Below are 17,654 nucleotides of genomic sequence, written 5' to 3'. Positions count from 1 at the left end.
CTGTGTTTGTATCACATTGTATCAACGCCTCTGATACATACACAGGCTTGCAATAAAGGCCCATTCGCACATATCCGCTATACAAACCGATGTTGTTATATCCCCGTGAATCGTACTCAATCGGAGATAACAACATGTTCAGCAAACTCGCATACTCAACTCTCGCATTAACCGTTTCTCTTGGTACCGTCATGTCCTGTCAGGCCGAAGCAACCGGTACTGATTTCGCGACGGCGTTTGATCATCCTCAGCAGATTAACGCCGGCGATCTTAACGTCGGTTATGTCGACATCGGCCCGAAAAATGGTCAACCGATCATTTTATTACACGGCTGGCCCTACGATATTCATAGTTATGCGCAAGTTGCTCCCGCGCTGGCTGCCAAAGGATATCGGGTGATTGTGCCTTCTCTGCGTGGCTACGGAACTACCCGTTTCCTCTCAGACAAAACGCCGCGTAACGGCCAGCCTTCGGCCATGGCGAAAGACATTGTGAACCTGATGGATGCCCTGAACATCAAGCAGGCCGTTTTTGCAGGATACGACTGGGGTGCCCGTACGGCGGACATCGTCGCGGCGCTGTGGCCAGAACGCGTTAAATCGCTGGTCTCCGTCAGTGGATACCTGATCAGCAGCCAGCAGATTGGCAAACAACCCTTACCGCCGAAAGCAGAAGTTCAGTGGTGGTATCAGTTCTATTTCGCCACCGAACGTGGTGCTGAAGGCTACGCCAAAAACACCCATGACTTCGCCCGTCTGATCTGGTCACAGGCATCACCTGACTGGAAATTTAGCGATGCAACGTTTAACGCCAGTGCCAAATCCCTTGATAACCCGGACCATGTCGCGGTGACGCTCAGTAACTATCGCTGGCGTTTAGGACTGGAAAAAGGGGAGCGCAAATACGACAGTTATGAGCAAAAACTGGCAACGCTTCCGAATATTACCGTCCCGACGATCACCATTGAAGGCGGAAACAACGGGGCGCCACATCCTGCTCCACAGGCCTACGCCGGGAAATTCACCGGTAAGTATGAACACCGTACCTTTGGCAAAACCGTAGGTCACAATCCTCCGCAGGAAGATCCGCAGGATTTCGTCAACGCAGTTGTGGACGCAGATAAACTCTGAAATGTGCTATTTTCAATACGTTATCCTTCAGTCTGGAGATTTCTGTGGAGCATATTGATCATATCCTTGTCGTCGATGACGACAGGGATATTCGTGAGCTGATTGTCGATTACCTCGTTAAGTCCGGATATCGCGCCTCTGGCGCGGCAAATGGCAAAGAGATGCGAGTTGTGCTTGATAAACAGCATATCGATCTTGTGGTGCTGGATGTCATGATGCCCGGCGATGACGGATTAACGCTGTGTCGTCAGCTCCGAAGCGGTAAACATAAAGACTTGCCTATTCTGATGCTCACGGCGCGTAACGAGGAAACAGACCGGATCCTGGGGCTGGAGATGGGGGCAGACGATTATGTCGTGAAGCCTTTTGTTGCACGCGAGTTACTCGCGCGGATCAAAGCCATTTTACGTCGTTTCCGCACAATGCCCCCCAATTTACAGGTGACGGAAGCCGGGCGACTGGTCACGTTCGGAGAATGGCAACTGGACACCGTGGCCCGTCATTTAATCGACAGTGAAGGGATGGTAGTGGCGCTCAGCGGAGCGGAATATCGTCTGCTGCGCGTGTTCCTCGATCACCCTCAGCGCGTCCTGACCCGGGATCAACTGCTAAATCTGACCCAGGGGCGCGATGCCGAGCTTTTTGAACGATCGATTGATCTGCTGGTGAGCCGGGTGCGTCAGCGTCTGAATGAAGACGCCCGCACGCCGGCCTATATCAAGACTGTGCGCAGTGAAGGTTATGTCTTTACAATGCCGGTGACCATAAAAGAGGCCAATGAATGACGCTTTGGCCACGCTCGTTGCTGTCCCGGCTGTTGGTCATCGTGCTGGCTGGACTCTTACTGGCAAATACCCTCAGCCTGACGCTGGTGATGGTTGAACGCATGCACAGCGCCCGCACCGTAATGCTGGGTAATCTGGAAAACGATGTAGCCACTAGCGTGGCCATTCTTGACCGGCTTCCCGCTCAGGAGCGGGCGGCCTGGCTGCCGCGGCTGGAGCGCGGTAACTATCGCTATATTCTTGGGCCTGGAGAACCGGGCGCACCGCCTGAGGATAAGCGTTCACGCGATGCCATTCGAACGCTAAAAGAGACCCTTACGGCTGACTACCCGCTCACGTTTACCGCCGTTCCCGGTCCCATTTCCCATATTCAGGCGCATCTCACCTTACGTGATGGCGCACCGTTGACCATCGATCTGACGCCACGCATGCCGCCGGTCGCCAGCTGGTTACCTGTTGTGCTGGTATTGCAGCTGCTGCTGCTTGCGGCCTGTGCCTGGATCGCCGTGCGTCAGGTGATTCGGCCTTTTTCTCAGTTTACCCGTGCAGTTGACGCGCTGGACCCGGCGGCAAACACACCAATGACGGAGAAGGGGCCGGTAGAAGTGCAAAGAGCCGCGCATGCCTTTAACGCGATGCAGGCGCGCATTCAATCCTATCTTCGCGAACGCGCGCAGATCCTGGCATCCATTTCTCACGACCTGCAGACGCCCATCACGCGCATGAAATTGCGCGTCGAGATGGCCGATCAACCCGAGTTACGCGACAAGTTATTGAACGACCTCGATAACATGACCCGTCTGGTGCGGGAGGGGATTGCCTATGCCCGGTCATCAGAATCCCTGGAAGAGACCTCGCTAAAGCTGGAGCTCAATGCCTGGGTAAACAGTATTGCCTGTGATTATCAGGACATTGGTAAAAACGTGCAGTTTCAGGCAAACGACGCCCGCCTGCCGATAGTGACTCGGCCGCAGGCGCTTCGCCGGGTGATGACCAACCTCCTGGATAACGCGCTTAAGTTTGGTGGCTATGCCGTTATTGAGATTGATGATTCTTCTGCCGGACACATTGCTATCCATATTCTGGACGGCGGGCCGGGGATACCCGAGGCTGAACTCGACGCGGTATTACAGCCTTTTTATCGGGTAGAAACATCGCGTAACCGTGATACCGGCGGAACCGGCCTGGGGCTGGCGATTGCCGCACAGCTGACCGCGCAGCTTGACGGGAAACTGCGGCTGGCAAACCTTCCTGAAGGCGGGCTGAAGGTCACGGTAACGCTGCCGCGTCGCTGATTGTACGGTTTTGTATCCGGTTGCGTGACCGATACGAGAGCAGACAAATCGTCCCCTTTTGCACACATCCCAAACACATCCGTACGATGAAATACCCTCACTGCAGCGTCGCAGGCCATCTGTAATGTGAGGTTTTTATGTTTTTGATAATCGCGTTTCTGGGCGGGATGATAAGCCTGCTCAGTCCATGTACGCTCCCGGTGATACCTCTTCTGTTTGCCGGTTTTCAGGGGCAGCGAAGACATATCCTGGCTCTGCTGGCAGGGATGATCGTGATGTTTACCGTGGTGGCGATGGTTGTCACGGTTGCCAGCGAATGGATCACGGATGCCACGATAATAGGGCGCTGGCTGGCACTCATTATTCTGGCTACAGCCGCGCTGGCCTTGATTTTCCCGTCCTTCGCCCAGCGTATAGCCGGGCCCGCGGTCAGCGCGGGCAATATCCTCAACACCCGCAGCGGACAAACGCGCGGAATGTTTTCCGCTTTCCTGGCCGGACTTGCCGTCGGTCTGCTCTGGTCTCCCTGTGCCGGACCGATCCTTGGGGCTATTTTCAGTATCAATATTGCGGGTCATTCGGCCATCACCACCGGCGCGCTGTTGGCGGCGTATGGCAGCGGATGTGCGCTTATGTTGGGCCTGCTTATGGCCGGCGGTCGGAAACTGATGACACCGCTGCGGGCCAAATCAGCGCTGATGGAAAGGTTGCGCAAGGGGGCGGGCGTGGTGATGTTAGCGGCTGTGGCGTTCAACGCCACGGGGATGAACTCGGTGCTGAAAGGTGCAAATGGGGTGGCAGACCGTCTTGAAACCACGCTATTGACCCTGGCGAAGCCCGCCACTGCGCCAGTAAAACTGCAGCCGGTCGTCATGACCGAACCCAGCAGTCAGTTGCCTTCGTTAAGTGGCGGAACCGGGTGGATTAATGGTGACCCTGTCACGTCTGAATCATTGCGGGGTAAAGTCGTCCTGATTGATTTCTGGACCTGGGACTGTATCAACTGCCAGCATACGCTCCCGCATGTCCGCGACTGGGCCACGCGATATCAGTCCCAGGGTCTGGTGGTCATTGGCGTGCATACGCCTGAATATCCGTGGGAAAAACCGCTCTCGTCGGTGAAAAACGCGGTGAACAAATGGCAACTGCCGTATCGGGTCGTGACGGATAATAACTACCAGATCTGGAACGCCTTCGGGAACCAGTACTGGCCGGCACATTACTATTTCGATGCCAAAGGGCAGTTACGTTATACCTCTTTTGGCGAAGGTAACTATGAAGAACAGGAAAAAGTTATCCAGCAACTGCTTAAAGAGGCCCGCTCATAACGTTGCTCAGGGCTGACGTTGAGCAATGATAAACAACCGTGGAAAAGCCAGCAGTATCTGCCCGTTTTCCTGGAGCGGATACTGCTCTTCCAGCATTTCATGGTAGCGCTTGAGAAAACGTTTCTGCTCGCTCTCATTAAGCTCCTGCAGCCACGGACGTAAACCGGTCGCGCTTACCCAGTCAATGATGGCCTGGTGTGAGCTCATTTTATGGAAATAGGTTGTCCGCCAGATATCCACATCACAACCGGCGTCTGTCAAAATGTCGTAATAGGCATGCACGCCGGGCAAGGCTTCACGACCCCGATCGGGATAGCCTTGTTCCCAGGCAACTTCACGCATCGCCACATGAGTGGGCTCAAGCCAGTTGTCAGGCATCTGAATGGCCAGTACGCCATTTAACGTGAGCAGAGAGACCAGGTGCGGCAGAAGATCGTAGTGGTCGGGCACCCACTGCAACGAGGCATTGGCGTAAATCAGGCTCAGCGGCTGGCCGGGCTTAAACTGGCGGATGTCGGCCTCAACAAAGTGGCAATCCGGTAAGGCGCTGCGGGCTTCGTCGAGCATCGCAGGTGAGTTATCGACCCCTGTGATGTGCGCTGAAGGCCAGCGATGTTTTAACAGCGCCGTACTGTTTCCAGGCCCGCAGCCCAGATCGACGATGGATGACACGTCATCCAGGGGAATTCTGGCGAGCAATTCAGCGGCGGGGCGCGTACGTTCGGCTCCGTATCGCAGGTACAGGGAAGGGTTCCAGTCGGCCATCTTTGCATCTCCGTTGTGCATGCTTCAGCAAGAATAGCACACGCAGACACCTGCACTGCGGCAGGTGTCTGTCCTGCGGCAATTACAGAATGCCTTTCAGGGCAACATGATAAAGCAGCATGATGGTTTTCCCGTCGACAATCCTGCCCGTTTCAATGCCGCGCAGTGCCTCTTCCAGCGTCATTTCCAGTACGTCGATATCCTCACCCTCCGCTTTGAGTCCACCGCCTTCACTGGTTCTGTCTTTCGGCTGGTATTCGGCGAGATAAAAATAGAGTTTTTCAGTGACGGAGCCCGGGCTCATGTAAGCTTCAAAAATTTTCTCAACGCGGGAAACGCTATAGCCGGTCTCTTCTTCCGCTTCTGCTTTAATCCGGCTTTCCGGATCCATGTTATCGAGCAAGCCCGCAGCAGCTTCAATAAGGTCATCTTCGTGCCCGTTAATAAAGACAGGGAAACGGAACTGGCGGGTCAGGATCACCGTCTTTTTATCCCGGTTATAAAGCAGGATGGTGGCTCCGTTTCCCCGGTCGTAAACTTCGCGATTTTGCCGCTGCCATTCGCCATCGCGTCGCTGCAGATCAAAGGTAAATTTTTTCAGGATGTACCAGTTATCAGACAGTGTTTCACTTTCTATGATGCGTACATCTGCACGTTTTGGTTGCACGTTTGTTCCTCCTTACGTAGAGTAATTATCATAAACAGCATCATCGTGCAGTTTCAAGATTAAACGTGCAATATCAGGAATTCTTTATGCTCACAACGCAGCGAAAACAATTGATCCTTGAAAAGCTCGAGGCTGAAGGTCAGGTCCAGTCGAAAGCGCTCAGCACGCTTTTCGCGGTGTCTGAAGATACCATTCGGCGTGATTTACGCGAGCTGGCGGCAGAAGGGCGTTTACAGCGTGTTCACGGCGGGGCGCTGCCGTCATCCTCGGCCATTGCCCCGTTTGCTGAGCGTAAATCGGTAAAGATGGATGCCAAGAAAAATGTCGCCCGTAAAGGTGCGCAGCTGATTTCTGACGGCCAGGTGGTGATCATTGACGGCGGCACGACCACGTCAGAGCTGATTACGTTTCTGCCTCCTGATTTGAAGATAACCGTGGTCACGCACAGCCCTGGCATTGCGCTGGGACTTGTCGAACATCCCTCCATTGAGGTTATCCTGATCGGTGGCCGTCTGTATAAACACTCTATTGTTGCGGTCGGCGCGGCTGCTATCGAAGGCATCGAAAAAATCCATGCGGACCTGTTCTTTATGGGAGTAACTGGCATCCATCCTGATGCGGGCCTGACGACCGGTGATTTTGAAGAGGCGAGTATCAAACGTGCATTTTCCGGCAGAGCCGCCGAAACGGTTGTGCTGGCTTCCCCCGAAAAAATCAATACCGCGTCATCTTTTGTGATTGGCGATCTGTCGCTGGTGAACACGATTGTCGTTGAAGACGATACCGATAGCGCCTGGATTAACGCGGTAAAAGAAAAGGGGGTTTCCGTGGTGATGACCTCTGAACCGGAAAAGGCATAACCCACGCGAAAAGCCTTTATGATCCGGCCTGTCGGTAAGCCGACAGGCTGGCAGGCAACATCAAACCTGAGGGATATCCTCAAGCGCAGTGTAAATCTTAAGCCCCAGCGTTTGCGCCACCTCAATGTCCATATCGGCCCCTTTGGACGCGCCGGCAATCCGGTAGATAGCATCACATTTCGCAATGAGTCGGTGCGCGACGGGATACAGCATTGCTTCACTGATTTCATCACCCATCGATTTCGAGCCAGCCGCTTTTGCCAACGGTAAGGCCAGCCATTCGCCAATAACCGGAACGTGGCCACGTTGATAGACGGCTAACGCCGCATTTTCAAGACGAGCAAGGTTTTCATCAATGCGCGCCTGCACGCCATCGGTGCCGCTACGATAGGGGCCGGCGATTAAAATCAACTGTTGTGTCATATCAACCTCAGTAAGTAAAAATGCATGAGTTTGCACGTTTGTGCGCCTTTTGTTTCTGGCTTCATATTAATCGCCAGTTTCGTGCAATTTCAAGCAATATTGTGCATTATGGTTTTTTTAAGACAGTTGCAGAAGAGTAGAGCTGGTCTATGCTCAAAAAGCAGAGATCAGCCATTCTCTGGGCGTATTGAAAAATAACAATAATCTTGCGTTTCAGGGGGTGGAAATGAAGAGGATCCTGCTCGTTACATTGTCATGCTTGCTCTCGGTAATCTCCTTTCTCAGCGTAGCCGCAGAGCCGCGCCAGGAGCCGACAGATCGGGAGCGCGCCAGAACGGTTTATATTTTCCATCAGCCGATAGTTATGCTGCAGGCAAAATTCGGTCTGACCACGCCTGAAGAGCGAGTTTTGCGCATTCGTAATACGCTGCGCAATTTCTCTCAACAGGATGTTCGGGAGCCCCTGAAAATTATTCCGGTTACCCGTTACAACCAACCGGGAAGACTGATTGTGATGAACGGCAAGCCGGTGATGTTACTGGCACAAGCCGATCTCGATGAGGGTGACGACCTGACGCTTGATGAAGCTGCTCAACGTGTGCTGACCCGAATGGAGGCACAACGTACGGCGCTTCGCGATCAATATGACGCCGGGTGGTTGGCATTATCGGCAGGCAAAACGGCCGCAGGGCTGCTGGCACTGTTTGTTTTCTGGTACGGTGCCTGGCGGTCATGGCGTGGAGTAAGGCGTTTTTATCGAGGCCGCATTCTTGAGAACCGCAGTATCATTCCACAACGCTGGCGCAGGTTTGTCGGCGCGATTGAGACTCGTTTGTATGCTTTGCTGATGATTATTCTGGGTATTCTCGGTCTTTATATCTGGCTAAGTTGGTCATTCAGTCTGTTTCCCTGGACGCGCGTTTGGGGGGCATCGCTGGGTGACTGGACCATGCGTGTTCTGCGGGATATCGCACTGTCCATTGTCTCGGCTATGCCGGGCATTTTAATCGTCCTGATTATTTTTCTTATCACAGCCTTCATTCTAAAACTCCTTAAAGTCTTGTTAAATCAGGTAGAAGCAGGGCGTTTACACCTTCCCGGGATCCATCCTGAAACCGTCGGCGCGACGCGGAAGTTAATTTCTGTGATGGTGTGGTTATTTGCTCTGTCCGCGGCATACCCGTTTTTACCCGGGGCCAATTCACTGGCCTTTAAAGGTATCAGTGTATTCTTTGGGTTAATGTTGACCCTGGGATCTGCCGGGGTGATGAACCATGCCATGAGTGGCCTGGTACTGATTTACTCGCGAGCCTTGAGAAAAGGCGACATCATTCGGGTCGCGGATAACGAAGGGTTGGTCACCGAGATAGGTATGCTCGCGACGAAAATCATTACGCGGGAGAATTACGTTGTAACCGTACCGAATGCTGTCGTAGTCAGCGGCAAAATCACTAATCTCAGCGCGCAAAATCCAGATGGTGGCGTGAACCTGACGACAGGTGTCACTATCGGATACGACACGCCATGGCGGCAAGTTCATGCCATGCTGGAGATTGCCGCCAGATGGGCGAAATGTATCGATCAGTCACAACAGCCGCTGGTAAGACAATTGAGTTTGATGGACTGGTATATTGCTTATGAACTTCAGGTGAAGCTGCGTGCCGGGCAATCACTGGCGGAGGCACGCAATGAACTGCACAGCAATATTCAGGATGTCTTTAACGAGTTTAATGTACAAATCATGTCGCCAAACTTTGTGATGCAACCAGAAGGCGCGGTCGTCGTGACGGAAGATAACTGGTATGCAGCGCCGGCAGAGACGCCAGAGAATAAACAGCGTGAGTGAAGATGGCTATGCAGGTTTGGAGGATTCGGAGCAGACAAGGTGCATTTGAGGCTGTCAAACACCAGAACAAGGATGACCACAAAAAGCCAGATTCTGCCTTAATCTATGTTAGTGCGCATAATGTATATTATGTTAAATTGACTATTATGATCCATTCATGGGCAACACTCATTACGTAATCCTGCCCTTTTCTAATTCCAGTCCATTCTGGCTGACCACAGGATATTGGCTCAACGTTTTAACACTGCTATCATCGAAATCATGAATTAAGCGTTAAGCCTAGAGTATTCAAATGCTTAAAGAGCTATCCCGTCGTCTACAACACTGTAATGACATAGCGGTACGTATAAATAATGCCAACGCTTCACAGTTGCAAGAACTGAAAACGCAGTTGGCCCAGCAGATGGGTAAGCCCGTGGGACTACATACTATGGGCATCCCTGCGGTAATCAGCACCCTCGGGGTGATTGTCAGTTTTGCTATTCCGCAGCTATGGTTGGGCTACGGCGTACTCGCCGCACTCAATCAGCCGGCAGAAAAGGTATTTGTGTGGGTAGTGCTGATTGCCCTTCTGTTCGCCGGCATCAACGGTCTGACGATGTTTATGATGGGTAAAGGCAGCATTCGCGCCGTGCGGGTACATCTTTCTCTGGCATTCATAAGCCTTCTGCTGACGGTCATTTATCTGCTTGCGGCTCTGAGCGGCACCATCTGGCCAGGCGTCAATTTAACAGCCGCACTGGTGAGTGTTGTCATGTTGCTGCTCAGCGGTTTCTGTATACGATCTCCTTCCTTCTATAAGATGCTGCTATTTACCCTTCATAATCGCGCATGGCGCCAGCAAATTCGCCAGACACGCAATAACATGCAGCGTTAAACACATTCCCGCCACTACTGGCGGGACTTCGCCCTGTGCCTGCGCAACCTTATCGCTCGGTCGCGGAGATCAGAAAATCAATCAGGGCTTTCACCCTTTTCGTTTTCCCCGCGTTTTTCGGGTAATAGAGATACACTGGCGGATAGGTTTTCCAGAAGCTCTCCATCACAGGTACAAATTGTTCCCGATCTGGCTGTAACCGCCAGATGGGTTCGAACAAGCGCCCAATTCCCAGTCCGTTACGAATTCCGTCTGCCATAACATCAATATCGTTGCTGATTAACTGTCCGGGCATCTCAACGGTTAATTGTTCTCCGCGATCGTTCAGGATCAACGGAAGGATGCGGTTGTTAGTGATAAAACGGTAACCAATCAATCGGTGATGACTGAGATCTGCCGGCACCTCAGGCATACCCTGTTCAGCGAGATAGGCAGAGGATGCGTATAACCCTTCACGAAACGGTTTCATTAACGGCCGTGCTACCACCCCACCCTCCAGAATATCGCCAAAACGAATTCCCAGGTCAAAACGCTCCTCGATAATATTCACGGTACCGTCGAAGACCGAAATTTCCAGTTGAATCCTTGGGTATTGCTGACAGAACGCAGCCATTGCAGGCTTGAGAATTAACATCTTGAGATGCTGGCACCGGTTTATACCTGCGGTATCAGCTACGCCGACAGGGATGCCGAGAAAATCGCCCAGCAAAAAACGCTTGCCCGGGAGCACGCGACAAGGCTGGTCGATCTGCTTAACGCTATTGGTGAATAATTCGGAAGGAGAATAACGATGCAGTATACCCGGCTCGGTAAAAGTGACTTACTTGTCTCTCGCATCTGCATGGGATGCATGGGGTTTGGCGATCCGTTGACAGGCCAGCATCGCTGGACGCTGGACGAAACGGAAAGCCGGCACATCATTCGCTACGGCCTTGAACAGGGCATCAATTTTTACGATACCGCCATCGCCTATCAGAACGGTTCGAGTGAACGGTTTGTTGGCCGGGCATTGCGTGACATGGCGAAGCGCGATGATGTGGTGCTGGCTACAAAGTTTTTGCCGCGGACGCCCGCGCAAATTGCCGAGGGGATCAGCGGAAAACAGGCAATAGCCCGCTCGCTGGATCTGAGTCTGCAAAATCTGGGTATGGACTACATAGATCTCTACATTTACCACATCTGGGATTACAACACGCCCGCTCTCGAGGTGCTTGAAGCGCTGCATGCCGCCGTTACTGCCGGCAAGGTGCGCGCTATAGGGATCTCAAACTGCTACGCCTGGCAGCTGGCTAAGGCGAACGCGCTTGCAGAACGCGAAGGGCTGACGCCCTTTGTTTCCATGCAGAGTCACTACAACCTGATTATGCGTGAAGATGAACGTGAACTCTTCGGTTTATGCGCTGAGGATGGGATCGCGTTGACGCCCTATAGTGCGCTGGCAAGCGGCCGTCTCTCCCGTAAAGAAGGCCACACGCGGCGAGCCGTCGAGGATGACTACGCCCGCGGGAAGTATGACCGGACGGCAGAACAAGATCGGATCATTATCGAACGCGTTGCCGAGCTTGCCGAACAGTATCAGGTATCCATGACGGAAATATCTCTCGCCTGGCTACTGACCAGGGTCACCTCACCTATTGTCGGTGCCACGCAAAAACGTCATGTCGAAGGTGCGGTAAACGCCGTGAGTCTGCAGCTGAGCCCGGAGGCGATCCGCTATCTGGAAGAATGCTATCAGCCCCACTTTCTGACGGGGGTTATGGCGCAAAATACGCCGCATACCAAAGACGTTAAGCAGGTCTGGACGCGGTAGCCTGTTTCTGGTTTAGAAAAAGGAGCATCATGAAAAAGAGTCTCATGTTTTTAGCTTACCTGCTAATAAGCAGCCCTGCCTTTGCAAAAAGTCAGGGCATACAGGATACGCCCGTGATGAATATCGTTGAGATAAGCATCACGCCCGATCGGGACAGGCATTTTGATGAGGTTGCCAGGCAAACAATCACCGCTTCGGTTGATCATGAAGTGGGCACGCTGGCGATGTACGCGCTGAAACGCAGTGACAATGCGCGTCAGGCATATATGGTTGAGCTTTATGCAAGCGAGTTGGCCTACCGCAAACATCTGGATGCCTCTCCATACAAAGCGTTTGTTACTCAAGCACCTGATATGATTGATCGGAAGCTGAAAATCATACTGGTGCCGCAATTTACAGGGGACAAACACATCATACCCGATGAGCGGACCATCAATAATCTGGTGGTAGTCGAGGTGAAGCCGGAATATCAGACCGAATTCAAAAACATTGTCCTTCCTGGAATGGCTCAGTCGCTCAACATAGAAAAAGGCGTGCTTGCCATGTATGCCGCGACAGACGTAGATGATCCCCACCGCTGGTATTTCTATGAGATTTACGCCAGTGAGGAAGATTATCAACTCCACAGACAGACGCCGCACTTTAGGGATTATCTAAAGCAAACGGCGCACATGAGTACCCGTAAAACGTCTATTCCTGTCAAACCACTATTTCTGCGTAATAAAGGCGGGATAACCGCAGAAATCGCCCCTGGCGGCTAAAGCGTAGAAAAATGGCGTTTACGCAGGCCAGGTGTGATACATTCCGGGCGCTCTAATGACCACCACACATGACAGGTATGCAGAACATAACTCAACATTTTCGCTGGCTTCTGCTTGTTATCCCGTCACTCAGCGGTTGTGGCACGCTCTCGCAAATGTCCTCACCGGCAGGAACACAGGAACTCCTCACCCATAAATCGCTGGACGGCGACGTTGATAGCGTGGTCCGTCACTATATGGCGCAAAAATCCGTTCCCGGGATGACGGTTGCGGTGATCCATAATTACGGTTCTCCGCAGTTTTACAGTTGGGGCGTAACCGATGCGGCCAATCGCTACCCGATCGGGTCCAATACCTTGTTTGCCCTCGGTTCGCTCAGCAAAGGGATTACGGCGGAAGTGGTGGCTTGTCTGGTGAACGAAGGAAGGCTGAGTTGGGACGATAACCTGGCGACATTGCTGCCACCGGGTACGCCCTTAAGCGCAGATGCACAAAAAATTACTCTACTGGAACTGGTGACCCACACCTCTGGCCTGCCCCGTCAGAATATGGATGTTCCGATGCTGGGAAAATTCATCAGCTATTTAAGCAGTGGCGATAACTTTTATGGCGAACTGGATAGCGATAACGTATTGCGCTATTTAGCCAACTGGCATGCACCGCAGCATAAAATGCCGCAATACTCTAATACCGGCTATGCCCTGATTGGCTATATCCTGAAACACAAAACCGGCGAAGATATTCAGAGTTTAGCCTCGCGCTATATTTTTCAACCGCTGCAAATGGCTAACAGTAGTTTTACTCCCCAGACGTTAAAGGGATACCCGCAGCGTGCGCTTGGCCATGCTGGCGATCAGCCCAAATTCATCCCACGCGGGCAACTGACGCCCGACTGGCATTTTTCCAACAACATGGTAGCGGCAGCGAGTTTATACAGTAACGCCGAAGATCTGGCCGCGTATGCCCGCTATCACGTGGCGACAACCGACAATCGCTTATTGGATAGCGTCTTTGCTGAAGTCAGTAATACCGATATTCAACGCGCCGACGGTGTACAGGGTATTGCCTGGACCACCGACTTTATCGGTCTGGAAAAAATTACTTATCAGGTAGGCTATATTGGCGGCTACTCAAGCTTTATCGGTTTCGATAAACAAAAAGGCAATGCGGTAGTCGTGCTTCAAAATGCATTTAACTGGAGTAACTATATTGGTATCGCACTATTAATGGATATGGCGAAGAACGATAGCCAGAGAGAAGAACATTCTCGCGCGCTGTAACCTCGCCTGGTCATGTCTGCAAACCAACTGCAGCGCTTCTCCGTATCGGCATGATACTGCTCAGCGGTGGCTGCATTCTTACTGCGACCTTCTAAAAGATGCTGAAAACGCCCCTCACTCGAGGAGCGTATACCCGTGACATCCACCACGCGCCAGTTAATTCGCCTGATTCATACGGCGATGTTTCTCTGCCTGTTGCTGGTGAATAACAGAAGACTGCCCATTGTTCGCCGTTTCATGCACAACGGCGGCCTTCTCATGCTCATTCATTGCAGAGAAAGACTTTGCCGATTCGGGAGTATTACAGGGGCCAGCTTTGAGCATTTTCTTGTGCATCTCAGCCATGGTTTGATGCGCAGTTGCCTGAGCGTTATTAACCTGGTCGTGCATGTTGATCGTTTCTGCTGCCCAGCCAGATGAGGTGAGAGCCATAATGGTGACAATGGATAACAGGATCTTTTTCATGGTTGAATCTCCTAAGTTTACATGCTCTGCAATATCGCTGAATGAAAAGTCAGAGATAAATGCATCGGCGTCTGAATTATCATTGATTATAAAAACCGACCTCTGTTTATCCCGTGACGGGCTGATGACATTTCTGTCACTGGGCCATACGGGGAATAACGCCCTGCCCCATACGCATAAAAAAGGACACTCCAGCGTGTCCTTTTAATATCGTCGCGCGTTTATTTATGTCTTCGCAGCAAGATTAATTTGTAGGCGGCCGGAATAATGAACAGGGATAACAGCGGAGCCGTAATCATTCCTCCAATCATCGGCGCGGCTATCCGGCTCATGACTTCTGAGCCCGCACCGGTTCCCCAGAGGATGGGCAACAGACCGGCAATGATAACCGCTACGGTCATCGCTTTCGGTCTCACGCGGAGTACCGCCCCCTGATAAAGGGCTTCATCGAGACCTTCCGCGGTAAAGGTTTCCCGCTGGGCTAGCGCCGGATGGGCTTCAATGGCATGACGCAAATACATCAGCATCACCACGCCAAACTCTGCTGCCACCCCGGCCAGGGCAATAAAGCCGGTTCCGGTCGCCACGGACATATGGAAGCCCTGCCAGTACAGGAACCAAATTCCGCCGACCAGGGCGAATGGCAGACTCATCAGAATAAGCAGTGCCTCATCAACACGGCGGAATGCCAGATATAACAAAATGAATATGATCATTACCGTCATCGGCACCATCAGTTTCAGTTTTTTATTGGCGTGCTCCAGCAATTCAAACTGTCCGGAGAAAGAGACACTGGTGCCCGGTCTTAATTTTACGTGCTGGCTGATAGCGGTTTTAATGTCGTTTACAACCGACACCATATCCCTGCCACGAGCATCAATATAAATCCAGCTGGCAGGACGGGCATTTTCCGTTTTCAGCATGGTAGGTCCGGAAACGACACGAATATCAGCGACATCGCCCAGGGTAATTTGCTGTTTCATGGGCGTCAGAATGGGCATCTGTTTCAGTGCCTGTGGGCTGTTTCGGTAATCCTGAGGGTAGCGGATATTGATCGGGTAACGGGCTACGCCCTCAACCGTCTCGCCGGTTGTTGCGCCACCGATGGCTGATGAGACAAACAGCTGCACATCACCCACCGTCATTCCGTATCGGGAGGCTTTCTCCCGGTTGATATCCACATCGATGTAGCGTCCGCCTTCCAGACGTTCTGCCAGTGCTGAAACCACGCCCGGCACGGTTTTAGCCACCGCTTCGATACGTTGTGCAGTGGCATCAATATCAGACAAAACGGTGCCAGACACCTTGATACCGATTGGGCTTTTAATGCCGGTGGAGAGCATATCTATACGGTTACGGATCGGCGGTACCCAGAGGTTAGCCAGGCCGGGTAAACGCACGGTCTTATCCAGCTCATCAACGATCTTGTCAATCGTCATTCCTGGTCGCCACTGATCTTCTGGTTTGAGCTGAAGGGTGGTTTCGACCATTTCCAGTGGCGCGGAGTCGGTCGCCGTTTCAGCCTTACCGGTCTTACCAAATACGGAGGCCACTTCAGGGACGGTTTTGATTAATTTGTCTGTCGTCTGCAAGAGCGCGGCAGCCTCTGCCGGCGATACGCCAGGTAACGTTGAAGGCATGTACAGCAGATCGCCCTCATTGATCTTTGGCAGAAATTCCCCCCCGACCTGACTCAGCGGCCATATGACCGTAAAAATAGTTAACGCCGCAATCAGCAAGGTCGTTTTCGGCCAGTGGAGCACGCGAAGCAATAACGGATGATAGGCATTAATCAGCAGTCGGTTCAGCGGGTTGCTGGTCTCCGCGGGGATTTTCCCTCTGATCCAGAACCCCATCAGTATAGGAATGACGATGATTGCCAGCGCGGCCGCGCCCGCCATGGCATACGTCTTCGTGAAGGCCAGCGGCCCAAACAGGCGCCCTTCCTGTCCCTCAAGCGTGAAAATGGGGATGAACGACAAGGTGATGATCAGCAGGCTGATAAACAGCGCCGGGCCCACTTCAACGGACGCATCGGTAATGACCTTCCAGCGGGTTGCGTTGTCTATCTGCTCCCCTGGGTGTTGATGATCCCACTCTTCCAGCCGTTTATGCGCATTTTCAATCATCACAATGGCGGCATCCACCATCGCCCCCACGGCAATGGCAATCCCGCCCAGAGACATAATATTGGCGTTTAGCCCCTGGAAATGCATGACGATAAAGGCAATGCACAGGCCAAGCGGCAGAGAAACGATCGCCACCAGCGCAGAGCGGATATGCCAGAGGAACAGCGCACAGACGATGGCTACCACGATAAACTCTTCAAGGAGTTTGTTACTCAGGTTATCAATGGCGCGGTCAATTAACTGGCTGCGATCGTAGGTAGTCACCACCTCGACACCCTCTGGCAGGCTGGCTTTCAGCGTCTCCAGCTTGTCTTTTACTGCGGTAATGACTTCACGTGCGTTTTTCCCCGAGCGGAGGATCACGACGCCGCCAGCAACTTCACCCTGGCCGTTAAGCTCTGCAATGCCGCGCCGCATTTCCGGGCCCGTTTGCACGCGGGCCACATCGCGCAGATAAACCGGCACGCCGTTCTCGCCCGTTTTCAGGACGATATTATTGAAATCATCAATGGACTGAAGGTAACCGCTGGCGCGGACCATGTACTCCGCTTCCGCCATTTCAATGGATGATCCCCCTGCTTCCTGGTTAGATGATTCGAGAGCCTGTTTAACGTCGGGCAGCGTGACACCGTACTGCGCCAGCTTCAACGGGTTAACCTGAATCTGATACTGCTTAACCACACCGCCTACTGACGCAACCTCCGCGACGTTAGGGATGGTTTTCAGTTCGAATTTCAGGAACCAGTCCTGAAGGGAACGCAGTTCTGCAAGATCGTGTTTTCCACTGTGATCCACCAGGGCATATTCAAATATCCAGCCGACACCGGTGGCATCTGGTCCTATTTCTGAGCTTACACCGGCAGGCAATTTGCCCTGAACCTGGTTCAGGTATTCCAGAACGCGCGAGCGGGCCCAGTACAGGTCAGTACCGTCTTCAAAAATGACGTACACATAGGAGTCGCCAAACTGGGAAAAACCACGCACGGTCTTTGCGCCGGGTACCGACAGCATGGTTGTCGTGAGCGGATACGTGACCTGATTTTCAACAATCTGCGGAGCCTGACCGGGATAGCTGGTTTTAATGATCACCTGCACATCAGACAGATCGGGCAATGCATCCACAGGGGTATTGATGATAGTCCATGTTCCCCAGACGCTGAGAAACAAAGCGCCCATCATCACCAGGAAACGGTTGGCGACGGAGCGCCGGATAATCCATTCAATCATCATCGT

The 17,654-nt window shown here is 52.6% G+C and carries 15 protein-coding genes and 2 pseudogenes; 11 read left to right on the top strand and 6 right to left on the bottom strand.

Features of this window, described 5'->3' with window-relative positions; translation table 11 throughout:
* Nucleotides 1-134: 134 nt before the first annotated feature.
* The 4 genes from QE396_RS05800 (at nt 135) to QE396_RS05785 (ending at nt 4,538) form a co-directional block, all read left to right on the top strand.
* Complete coding sequence (locus QE396_RS05800) at nt 135-1,130, top strand: alpha/beta fold hydrolase (protein ID WP_020884143.1); 996 nt, start codon at nt 135-137, stop codon at nt 1,128-1,130.
* Nucleotides 1,131-1,174: 44 nt separating this feature from the next.
* Complete coding sequence (locus QE396_RS05795; RefSeq protein WP_025204193.1) at nt 1,175-1,915, top strand: response regulator; 741 nt, start codon at nt 1,175-1,177, stop codon at nt 1,913-1,915.
* Complete coding sequence (locus tag QE396_RS05790) at nt 1,912-3,210, top strand: ATP-binding protein (protein WP_025204192.1); 1,299 nt, start codon at nt 1,912-1,914, stop codon at nt 3,208-3,210. The genes QE396_RS05795 and QE396_RS05790 overlap by 4 nt, the downstream gene beginning before the upstream one ends.
* A gap of 137 nt (nt 3,211-3,347) precedes the next feature.
* A complete protein-coding gene (locus QE396_RS05785; protein WP_032678153.1) occupies nt 3,348-4,538 on the top strand; it encodes a cytochrome c biogenesis protein/redoxin in 1,191 nt (396 codons plus the stop codon).
* A 6-nt stretch (nt 4,539-4,544) separates the two neighbouring features.
* Here QE396_RS05785 and tam read toward each other — a convergent pair whose 3' ends face one another.
* Nucleotides 4,545-5,303, bottom strand: a complete 759-nt coding sequence (gene tam, locus QE396_RS05780; RefSeq protein ID WP_050736793.1) for a trans-aconitate 2-methyltransferase — start codon at nt 5,301-5,303, stop codon at nt 4,545-4,547.
* Nucleotides 5,304-5,385: 82 nt separating this feature from the next.
* Complete coding sequence (locus QE396_RS05775) at nt 5,386-5,970, bottom strand: NUDIX domain-containing protein (protein ID WP_309950310.1); 585 nt, start codon at nt 5,968-5,970, stop codon at nt 5,386-5,388.
* A gap of 86 nt (nt 5,971-6,056) precedes the next feature.
* On the opposite strand from QE396_RS05775, the gene QE396_RS05770 reads away from it, so the two are divergent.
* Nucleotides 6,057-6,830 carry a DeoR/GlpR family DNA-binding transcription regulator gene (locus QE396_RS05770; protein ID WP_020884137.1) on the top strand — a complete coding sequence of 258 codons (774 nt, stop codon included), beginning with the start codon at nt 6,057-6,059 and terminating at the stop codon, nt 6,828-6,830.
* A gap of 60 nt (nt 6,831-6,890) precedes the next feature.
* Here the strand turns inward: QE396_RS05770 and QE396_RS05765 are convergent, their stop codons facing one another.
* Complete coding sequence (locus tag QE396_RS05765; protein WP_020884136.1) at nt 6,891-7,253, bottom strand: DUF4406 domain-containing protein; 363 nt, start codon at nt 7,251-7,253, stop codon at nt 6,891-6,893.
* Nucleotides 7,254-7,479: 226 nt separating this feature from the next.
* On the opposite strand from QE396_RS05765, the gene QE396_RS05760 reads away from it, so the two are divergent.
* The gene (locus QE396_RS05760) at nt 7,480-9,099 is read left to right on the top strand and encodes a mechanosensitive ion channel domain-containing protein (RefSeq protein WP_309950307.1); all 1,620 of its coding nucleotides are present in this window, start codon (nt 7,480-7,482) and stop codon (nt 9,097-9,099) included.
* Nucleotides 9,100-9,514: 415 nt separating this feature from the next.
* Complete coding sequence (locus QE396_RS05755) at nt 9,515-9,976, top strand: hypothetical protein (protein ID WP_230074987.1); 462 nt, start codon at nt 9,515-9,517, stop codon at nt 9,974-9,976.
* Between the two features lie 49 nt (nt 9,977-10,025).
* Here the strand turns inward: QE396_RS05755 and QE396_RS05750 are convergent.
* Nucleotides 10,026-10,610 (bottom strand): annotated as a pseudogene (locus QE396_RS05750) (LysR substrate-binding domain-containing protein); the annotation flags it as partial.
* On the opposite strand from QE396_RS05750, the pseudogene QE396_RS05745 reads away from it, so the two are divergent.
* The 4 genes and pseudogenes from QE396_RS05745 to QE396_RS05730 all read left to right on the top strand — a co-directional run.
* A pseudogene (locus QE396_RS05745) lies at nt 10,608-10,748 on the top strand (flavodoxin family protein); the annotation flags it as partial. The pseudogenes QE396_RS05750 and QE396_RS05745 overlap by 3 nt on opposite strands.
* An 18-nt stretch (nt 10,749-10,766) precedes the next feature.
* Nucleotides 10,767-11,786 carry an aldo/keto reductase gene (locus QE396_RS05740; protein ID WP_309950299.1) on the top strand — a complete coding sequence of 340 codons (1,020 nt, stop codon included), beginning with the start codon at nt 10,767-10,769 and terminating at the stop codon, nt 11,784-11,786.
* Between the two features lie 29 nt (nt 11,787-11,815).
* Nucleotides 11,816-12,547 carry an antibiotic biosynthesis monooxygenase gene (locus tag QE396_RS05735; protein WP_309950296.1) on the top strand — a complete coding sequence of 244 codons (732 nt, stop codon included), beginning with the start codon at nt 11,816-11,818 and terminating at the stop codon, nt 12,545-12,547.
* A gap of 77 nt (nt 12,548-12,624) precedes the next feature.
* On the top strand, nt 12,625-13,827 hold the full coding sequence (locus QE396_RS05730) for a serine hydrolase domain-containing protein (RefSeq protein WP_309950292.1): 1,203 nt from the start codon (nt 12,625-12,627) through the stop codon (nt 13,825-13,827).
* A gap of 156 nt (nt 13,828-13,983) precedes the next feature.
* Here the strand turns inward: QE396_RS05730 and QE396_RS05725 are convergent, their stop codons facing one another.
* Together QE396_RS05725 and silA are read right to left on the bottom strand one after the other, a co-directional pair.
* A complete protein-coding gene (locus tag QE396_RS05725; protein WP_309950290.1) occupies nt 13,984-14,292 on the bottom strand; it encodes a Silver-binding protein in 309 nt (102 codons plus the stop codon).
* Between the two features lie 221 nt (nt 14,293-14,513).
* A complete protein-coding gene (gene silA / locus QE396_RS05720) occupies nt 14,514-17,648 on the bottom strand; it encodes a Cu(+)/Ag(+) efflux RND transporter permease subunit SilA (RefSeq protein ID WP_309952591.1) in 3,135 nt (1,044 codons plus the stop codon).
* Nucleotides 17,649-17,654 lie beyond the last annotated feature (6 nt).

The organism is Enterobacter sp. SORGH_AS_0287 (genome assembly GCF_031453695.1).
GTDB lineage: Bacteria > Pseudomonadota > Gammaproteobacteria > Enterobacterales > Enterobacteriaceae > Enterobacter > Enterobacter ludwigii.
Note: the sequence above shows the minus strand (reverse complement) of the source record. Positions and strands in the feature narration are given on the sequence as shown.

Coding starts and splice junctions, on each gene's coding strand:
- QE396_RS05800 (WP_020884143.1), top strand. CDS start 135: ATGTTCAGCAAACTCGCATACTCAACTCTCGCATTAACCGTTTCTCTT.
- QE396_RS05790 (WP_025204192.1), top strand. CDS start 1,912: ATGACGCTTTGGCCACGCTCGTTGCTGTCCCGGCTGTTGGTCATCGTG.
- QE396_RS05785 (WP_032678153.1), top strand. CDS start 3,348: ATGTTTTTGATAATCGCGTTTCTGGGCGGGATGATAAGCCTGCTCAGT.
- tam (WP_050736793.1), bottom strand. CDS start 5,303: ATGGCCGACTGGAACCCTTCCCTGTACCTGCGATACGGAGCCGAACGT.
- QE396_RS05770 (WP_020884137.1), top strand. CDS start 6,057: ATGCTCACAACGCAGCGAAAACAATTGATCCTTGAAAAGCTCGAGGCT.
- QE396_RS05765 (WP_020884136.1), bottom strand. CDS start 7,253: ATGACACAACAGTTGATTTTAATCGCCGGCCCCTATCGTAGCGGCACC.
- QE396_RS05760 (WP_309950307.1), top strand. CDS start 7,480: ATGAAGAGGATCCTGCTCGTTACATTGTCATGCTTGCTCTCGGTAATC.
- QE396_RS05740 (WP_309950299.1), top strand. CDS start 10,767: ATGCAGTATACCCGGCTCGGTAAAAGTGACTTACTTGTCTCTCGCATC.
- QE396_RS05735 (WP_309950296.1), top strand. CDS start 11,816: ATGAAAAAGAGTCTCATGTTTTTAGCTTACCTGCTAATAAGCAGCCCT.
- QE396_RS05730 (WP_309950292.1), top strand. CDS start 12,625: ATGCAGAACATAACTCAACATTTTCGCTGGCTTCTGCTTGTTATCCCG.
- QE396_RS05725 (WP_309950290.1), bottom strand. CDS start 14,292: ATGAAAAAGATCCTGTTATCCATTGTCACCATTATGGCTCTCACCTCA.
- silA (WP_309952591.1), bottom strand. CDS start 17,648: ATGATTGAATGGATTATCCGGCGCTCCGTCGCCAACCGTTTCCTGGTG.